Here is a 6,894-nt window from a genome sequence, read left to right on the forward strand (position 1 = left end):
AATTAATTTTTTATATGGCATTGTTGAATGATGCTCTGGCTTATCCAACATCGTCGGATGGCGCTTCGCTTATCCAACCTACGTTTTGTGCTATTTAATTTTGACTTAATAAATTTTCGATTAAGCTGCGCGTTTTACGCGCAATAAGGCTTTTTCAAGTTCGTTGGCGTTTTGGGTTAAACGATCTTGGTTTAATGTGTAGCCTTTTAGTAAGTGTTGTTTAAGCGTTTTAGTCGCCCATTGGCGAAAGCGCGTTGCTTGGGCTGAGTTAACGCGGTAGCCCACGGATATAATTGCATCAAGGTTGTAGTGTTTTAATTTACGTTTTACTTGGCGTTTACCCTCTTGGCGAACTACCGAGTAATCCTCGGTAGTTGCGTTTTCATCAAGTTCACCTGACTGATATATGTTTTTTAGGTGTAAACTAATGTTGTCGGTTGATGTTTTAAACAGTTCAGCAAGCTGAGATTGCGATAACCAGATACTTTCTTGCTGCACTTGCACTGCTAACTGTAGGCTACCATCTTCATTTTGAAACACTTCTACTTGATTAGCCATTTACACTATCACTTCTTTATCTACCGTTTGGTTTTTATCACCCAATTGTACATCAAACTGCTTAATAAATTGCTCTATTACGTCGGCTTGTTGCTGGCTAAATACGCCATCGAGTCCCATGTCGTGTATTTGTGTAAAAGGCGCATCGTAAAGCTGGGCTATTTCGATAGCGCCGTGGCGAATTAGGTGGTTTTTTAACATACCAATAAAGCGCTGTTGCTTGGCATTTACATGGGTGTGTATTTGCTGCACAAAGGTTGTAAAGCTCTGCTCTATGGCGTTTTTATCCATGCCGACTATGGTACGCAATATTTTGTCTAAGCTCGCGGTTGATTCGGGAAAAAACTCTTTTAATGTATTTAAATCAACACTTGGGTTTTGCGTATGTACTAACGAGCTTAATTGCGCTAAGTCGGCTTCGGTTACTGGTTCGCCGTTGCGAATTTTTTTAAGTACGCTGTCGGTTTCAAATAACGGGGTGAGCGTTTTTTCAACCTCTTGGCGATATATTTGGTAATCAATAGAGACTATTTTTGTAAGCCTATCAGCCTCTTTAATTTGGTTTGTGTCTTCTTTTATGTCGAGCACAAAATCACTTGTTGGCGGCTTCACGCTTTTATTACGTAGGTGAATAATACTGCGCAAATTAATACGGCTTTGCTCAAGCGCTGCATGGGTTAAATATTGCCAATATTGCTCGGTTTGTATGTCAGCTATAGCTGGTGCTTTGCTACGCACTTCGTTTAAGTGCATTTGTAGCGATTCAACCTTGTTCATTATGCTTTGTTTAGCTAAATCGATTTGGCTGGCGTCGGTAAGTAATAGGGTTTGAATAGTGGTTAGCTCAGAATCAAATTTATAGGCTTCACTTTGCCCCATAATGTTGCGCCATTGCATAAGCGGCGCTATTTTCTCAAGTAAGTCGCTTACTGTTTGCGGTGCAAATTGATTAAGACGTTTAAGGTCTTTATAGGTTTCGACCACTTGCCAATTGTCGCGTACCGATATTGATTCCATTGGCAGTAAGCAAATATCGTCGTGAATTAATTTTATTGTTTGGTCAAATACATCCATATTGGCTTTTTTAAGGGCGGTTTGTGCAAGGGTTACCCGCGCTTCAAATAGTTTTTGCAGTAACGATTTGGCTTGTTTTACGTCTTCTTCTTCTGGGTTTTCATCAAAGTATTCAAAGTTTGCCCAGTGATCGAATATTAAAAAGTGAGTTTTGTGCTTGCCAGGGCCATAAAGGTTTTCGCATAAGCGTGTACCACGGCCAATCATTTGCCAAAATTTTACTTTTGATTTTATGGGTTTTGCAAAAACCAGGTTTACACATTCAGGTACGTCTATGCCGGTGTCGAGCATATCGACCGACACCGCAATACGCATACTGTTTTCGTCGCTTGATTTAAAGTCGTCTATTAGCTCTTCGGCGCGTTCGTACTTTGAGTGAATAACGCGGCAAAAATTAGCACCATGTTGTGGGTAAAGCTCGCTAAATAGCTGCGCTAATAATTCAGCGTGGGCTATGTTACGGGCAAATATAATTGTTTTACCTGGCAGCTGGCCGTCTTTATCGCGCAGGCCTTTTTCCATTAAATTACGTAGTATTAGCCTGTTGGTGTCTTTATTTTTAATGGCTTCGTCTATTTGTTTGGCGTCAAAGTCGAGCTCGTTCGGATCAATGCCTTGCTCTTCTAATTGGGCTATTTGCTCATCGGTGAGGTTATCTTTTTTAATGCCTTCGCGTAAAAACTGCGTGGTGTAACTTACAATTTTGTAAGGCACTAAGTTGCCTTGCTCTATGGCGTCTTCGAGTGGGTAATTGGCTGTGGGCATTTTGTAGTCGCAGCCAAATAAATCACAGGTTGAGCGCGATACCATTTCTACCGGTGTGGCGGTTAAGCCTACTTCTAGCGCGTCAAAGTATTTAAAAATATCACCATAAATATTGTAAATTGAACGGTGTGATTCGTCGGCTACTATTAGGTCAAAATGGCCTACATCGTACGTGTTCATTATGCGTAGCATGCCTGGGTAGGTTGCTATAAATACACGGGCACTGGCTGCGGTGTTTTTAGCGCTTTTGCCTACAATATGCACTGGCTCTTTGGTGTGTTCGCTAAAGGCGTTACCCGCTTGTTTACGCAGCTCTTTTCGGTCACATAAAAACAGTACCCGCTTTGCCCAACCGGCATCGAGCAGGCGCTTTGCAAGGGCAATAGATACGCGTGTTTTACCCGTGCCGGTGGCTTGCACAATAAGCGCCTTGCGGTGTTTATCACTAAAACGCTCGCAAACACGTGTTATGGTTTCCATTTGATACAAACGCCCAGCCACGGCGGTATCTATCGGCGTTTTATTTAAATCTTTTTTAAGCGAGCGCTGTTTTATTAAGTACTGCAGGGAGTCTTTTGAGTAGTAACCGTATAAACCGCGGCTATTATAGCCTTGCGCGTCGTCGAGTATTTTTATATCCCAGCCGTTAGAATAAAAAATAACGGGGCGTTGTCCATATTGCTTTTCGAGCGCGTTGGCATAAAGCGTTGCTTGCTGGCGGCCTTTTTCAATATTTTCGCGGGTGCGTTTTGCCTCTATTACGGCAAGTGGTTTGCCGTCGTCATCCCATAATACGTAGTCAACATAGCCTACGCCTGTTGTTGTAGGTTGGTCGGTTACTTTTACTTCTTTGCCTACGTCTTCTGTTGATTCGTCGTCAAGTGCTACGTTCCAACCTGCATTGCGTAAATCTAAGTCGATAATGCGTTTACGGGTTTCGTGTTCGTTAAAGTTAAAGCTTGAATTAACAATTTGCTTATTTCGGGTTTTAACCTGAGTAAGCTTTTCTGCATCAATCGTTTGTTTTAGTTTTGCAGCTTGCTGCTGCGCTTGTTTTTGTGCAAGTTCTGCGGCTTCTAGTTCGTCAAGTGCGCGTTTTAAACGGGCTTGGTTTTCGGCTAGCTGCTGAGTGAGTTGTTTGTTCTTTTTAGCAAACTGAGCATCACTTTGATTAGTTGGCTGTGTTTGCTCAGGTGCTTTAAACTCTGGGCATTCTTGTTGCGTGCCATTGGCATAAGCCATAAACAAGTAAGAGGCTACAAAGTAGCTTTCTTTTAATATCCAAATAGCTTGTTGTTGATCGACTTTGCCTTCGTGAGCCGCTTGGTTACCGCTTTTACGTATGGCGTGGAGCTTATCGGTTATTAAACGCGGGACTGCACTGGTAAAGTCGTCGGCGGTAAGTTTATCAAAAATGTTAGAAGTGGGTAAAACAGGTAAACTAAGTTCTTTATATAAGTAGCCTACTACTTTTTCAGCAAAGCAACGTAATTTCACCAATGCGCTTTGCGGATCGCTAATAGCATAGTCTTCAGCAAAAGCGGCTAATTGGTGTAGCTCTGGCCACTTAGATTGAATATGTTCAAAGTTCATTGATTGCTTCATTCCTGATTACTTCCTTATCAACTAATTTACCATGCGTTATTATTTTTATGCGTTTGCAAGCTTGCGAATATTAAGCCGTTATATTTATTTTTATATTATGTGTTACTGCACTTAACAAGTAGCTTGTTTCAAAGCTTTGGTTATTGGAGTCAATCGCTATTTTTTTAGCAAGCTCGTTGGGTAACACCTTATTTATTTTATTATTTATGCGACTACGCGTTTGCTGCACAAAGGTTTTTTCCATTACCTTTAAATTACTGTGTAGACCGTCTCTAAAATCTTCGGGCTCTATGCCAAACGTATCACGGAATATACGTAAATCACTGCTATTTTGCTGTAAAAGCATGAGGTATTCTTTGCTGTAACGCAAAGACTTTTCAAAATCACGACTTACCACTAACTGTTTATTCTCACTTTGGCTGTATTGATTTAACCATAAATAAAAGGCGGTTTCTTTTGCGGTAAGTTTAATTTCGATACCTGCAAAGGTGAGTGTTTTTGCTTTTGCGTTTACCTCTAGGGTTAAATCTTTTTTATGGGCTGAGTTTAAGCTTGCGACTGTTTGGCTAAATGATGCACTTTGCATATTGGCAATGAGGGTTTCGTCGATAGATTGGCGCATTCGTACAAATGGGATCTCGGCAAGGGTTACCTTTGCATTAATACAATCAACCTGTTTACCATTTTTACCTTTAATAACTTGGCTGTATGGTGTTGGATAGTAAAAGTCTTTTACAAATTCAAATTCATCATTAACGAATACATGACTGAGTGAGTCTTGCTCGCGCCCCAATAAAGACATGGCATAGCCTAAATAAAACGCCATTGTTTTACGTCCACCCGCTATAGATGCATGAATACTAATATCGTTTTTATTGGTAAGTTCAAACACTTTACGCGTAATAAAGTCGGCCATGTAGGTTTGTTCTATTTCAGATTTAGCATCATTAATAGCTTGGCCTTTATCATCTTCTATTAGCCATATGTTTTCATCGGGGAGTTCAATATTAGGAAGTTTATAATCTGCTATTAGTTTAGCTAAATGGCCCTGCTCAAATAGTCCATCGGTGAGCATAGCCTTGGTGCTTTTTGTAGTTATAACAAATACTTCTTTAGGCATGGGTTTGCCCTGCTGATAAAGCGCAAAAAGCGTTTCGGTTAATACTTGTGGGCTGGCACCGGTAACTATTAGTAGTACATACTTCATCAACGATCCTTTTGTATGAGGGATCTGCATAATACATAAATTACATAGTTAATGAAACTTGTTTGAGCTCAGTGGATTAAGTGAAATAAAGTGAAGTGATTAAAACGCCCGAATACTTGCAAAAAAAAGTTTAATTTAGGGCACAAAAAAAAGGACGCTAAAAAGCGTCCTAATATTGAATAATGGTGGAGGAAGAGGGATTCGAACCCTCGTTAGGGATTAACCTAAACACACTTTCCAGGCGTGCGCCTTCAGCCACTCAGCCATTCCTCCACGGTGTTGCAGTGCAACAGCACGTTATAGTATGAAATAGGTTACATAGGTGCAAGGCATTTTTAAATTTGTGCTGCTAAGTGCCTAATAATCAATCAGCAATTTACTTTAGGCATAAAAAAACGGCTAACCCAGTAGGATTAGCCGTTTTTATACAAAGTGATGTTTACTTTGCCATGTTGGCTGTAAAGTCTAACATGCGATTAAGTGACTTGAGCGCGCCTTCGCGTAAGTCCATATCTACAAATACTTCTTTACCGCTGGCATCAATCAGTGCTTCCTCAATCGCTTGTAAGCCGTTCATTGCCATCCAAGGGCAGTGAGCGCAAGTTTTACACGTAGCGCCGCTACCAGCCGTTGGCGCTTCAAAAAACTCTTTCTCTGGGCATAGTTGCTGCATTTTATAAAAAATACCGCGATCGGTGGCTACAATAAACTTTTTATTAGGCATAGTTTGCGCAGCTTTAATTAGCTGGCTTGTTGAACCCACCGCATCTGCCAGTGCTACTATTTCGGCAGGTGACTCTGGGTGAACCAATACACCTGCGTCTGGGTGTAGGGCTTTCATATCTTTAAGCGCTTTGGTTTTAAATTCATCGTGTACGATACATGCGCCGTTCCACATGATCATATCGGCGCCGGTATTTTTTTGAATGTAGCTACCTAAATGCTTATCTGGGCCCCAAATAATTTTTTCGCCTTGCTCATCTAAGTGTTCTACTATTTCAAGTGCACACGATGAGGTAACTATCCAATCAGCACGCGCTTTAACCGCGGTAGAGGTGTTAGCGTATACCACCACTTTACGATCTGGGTGTTGATCACAAAATGCTGAAAACTCATCCACAGGGCAACCAATATCTAATGAACAAGTCGCTTCAAGTGTTGGCATGACAACTGTTTTGTTTGGCGTTAAAATTTTAGCGGTTTCACCCATAAAACGTACGCCTGCGACGATGATCATGTCGGCATCGTGGCGAGCACCAAAACGTGCCATTTCTAGTGAATCGGCTACACAGCCCCCTGTTTCTTCGGCAAGTGCCTGAATTTCAGGATCTGTGTAGTAATGGGCTACAAGCACTGCATTTTTATCTTGCAGTAGTTGCTTAATACGTGCTTTATATTCGCCTTGCTCGTCTTTAGTTAACGGCGCTGGCTTAGGAGGAAAGATATAACCTTCAGGCATAATAGTTTGAGCTAGACTCATGTTCTCGACCACTTCATCTACAGTGCATTAATTACGGCAAATTATACGAGAATACGCAGGTAAATAACAGCTATCTGGGCATGCTGTTTATAAATAAAAATAACAAACTAATTTAAATATAATAAGGGGAATGTTGAGATTTTTTAGAAGTGGTGGGTCATGATGGACTTGAACCATCGACCAATGGATTAAAAGTCCACTGCTC

Annotated in this window: 4 protein-coding genes and 1 tRNA gene; all 5 read right to left on the bottom strand. The window is 41.1% G+C overall.

From position 1 onward, the window contains the following. Positions 1-120 precede the first annotated feature (120 nt). The 5 genes from rhuM to nadA all read right to left on the bottom strand — a co-directional run bounded on the left by rhuM (position 121) and on the right by nadA (position 6,689). Complete coding sequence (gene rhuM, locus QMA00_RS03280; protein ID WP_290156007.1) at positions 121-558, bottom strand: RhuM family protein; 438 nt, start codon at positions 556-558, stop codon at positions 121-123. Then, positions 559-4,002: a DEAD/DEAH box helicase family protein gene (locus tag QMA00_RS03285; protein WP_290156009.1), complete on the bottom strand. Its 3,444-nt coding sequence runs from the start codon at positions 4,000-4,002 to the stop codon at positions 559-561. It abuts the gene before it with no gap. Positions 4,003-4,072: 70 nt separating this feature from the next. Beyond that, positions 4,073-5,209, bottom strand: coding sequence for a CRISPR-associated ring nuclease Csm6 (csm6, locus tag QMA00_RS03290; RefSeq protein ID WP_290156011.1), 1,137 nt, complete (start codon positions 5,207-5,209; stop codon positions 4,073-4,075). A 183-nt stretch (positions 5,210-5,392) separates the two neighbouring features. After that, positions 5,393-5,482 (bottom strand) — tRNA-Ser (locus QMA00_RS03295). 166 nt (positions 5,483-5,648) lie between these two features. Continuing rightward, positions 5,649-6,689, bottom strand: coding sequence for a quinolinate synthase NadA (nadA, locus tag QMA00_RS03300; RefSeq protein ID WP_036983045.1), 1,041 nt, complete (start codon positions 6,687-6,689; stop codon positions 5,649-5,651). Positions 6,690-6,894: the final 205 nt, after the last annotated feature.

This window comes from Pseudoalteromonas sp. APC 3694 (assembly GCF_030407565.1).
Lineage (GTDB): Bacteria > Pseudomonadota > Gammaproteobacteria > Enterobacterales > Alteromonadaceae > Pseudoalteromonas > Pseudoalteromonas tetraodonis.

Coding starts and splice junctions, on each gene's coding strand:
- csm6 (WP_290156011.1), bottom strand. CDS start 5,209: ATGAAGTATGTACTACTAATAGTTACCGGTGCCAGCCCACAAGTATTA.
- QMA00_RS03285 (WP_290156009.1), bottom strand. CDS start 4,002: ATGAAGCAATCAATGAACTTTGAACATATTCAATCTAAGTGGCCAGAG.
- nadA (WP_036983045.1), bottom strand. CDS start 6,689: ATGAGTCTAGCTCAAACTATTATGCCTGAAGGTTATATCTTTCCTCCT.
- rhuM (WP_290156007.1), bottom strand. CDS start 558: ATGGCTAATCAAGTAGAAGTGTTTCAAAATGAAGATGGTAGCCTACAG.